At 43.1% G+C, this 956-nt stretch carries 1 protein-coding gene; it reads left to right on the top strand.

Annotated features, from left to right (window positions below):
• A partial coding sequence (locus tag KGF70_RS16935; RefSeq protein WP_216769680.1) for a MucBP domain-containing protein occupies positions 1-598 on the top strand: 598 nt, incomplete at its 5' end.
• Positions 599-956 lie beyond the last annotated feature (358 nt).

The raw sequence follows: 956 nt of genomic DNA on the forward strand, positions 1-956 counted from the left end.
CGTGACTTACGTTTATAGCAAGAATGCGCTAACGATTCCAGACACTAAGGGAACAGTAACTGTTCATCATATCTCTAAAGATGGTATTTCACTGGCTGATCCAATCGTTCTTAGTGGAAAGACAGGGGCAACTTATCAAACTCAGCCGCTGACACTTGATAATTACGAACTAATCGGACAGCCATCAAACGCGACTGGTCAGTTTACCACTAGCGATGTGATTGTCACTTATATTTACCAACTGACTAAGACGGATGGCGCGGATGACATTATTGATCCAGAAGAACCTGAAAAACCAACTGAGCCGACTAAACCAGTGCAACCAACGACGCCTGAGACGCCTCGCCAACCAGGAACAACTGATGGCCGTCCAGACACCATCAAGCCAGCCAAGCCTGTAACTCAAGCCAAAGCAAGCGTTAAGCCAGCTACCGCCCAAGTTCAATTGATTAATGCCGCTAAAGTCGCACATTCATCAAAAGCGCAATCTGCTCAATTACCACAAACTGATGAGCAAGAACGTCGCTGGGTATCAATTTTAGGGCTATTGTTATCTGTCATTGCACTCGGATTCTATGGGAAACATCGTGAGCCATAACTAAGCAAAATGACATATTGGTTTTACTGTTCGTAAGTTTCCATGCTACGAAGCTAGAACAGCGCCTGTTTGAGTGATTGACTGAGACTCAAAGTTTTAGATGAATATGTCGATTAAGAAAATAAAAACCACGTTGTCAAAATGACCAATTTAGTCACGAGACAACGTGGTTTTCATTTTGAACTAAGCTTCCTGTTGTTGCGAACGATACCTGCGAATGGCAATTATCAGCGAAAACGTGTTGATAATCAGTCCCACCGCGCTCAGCATCAAACTGATTTTTTTAATGCGCATGATGGCCTCCCTGTTAAGCTAGATTGATTAAGCCTAGTTTAACGAGATTATCCCCTTAATGAAA

The organism is Lactiplantibacillus sp. 7.2.4, from assembly GCF_018991185.1.
Lineage (GTDB): Bacteria > Bacillota > Bacilli > Lactobacillales > Lactobacillaceae > Lactiplantibacillus > Lactiplantibacillus pentosus.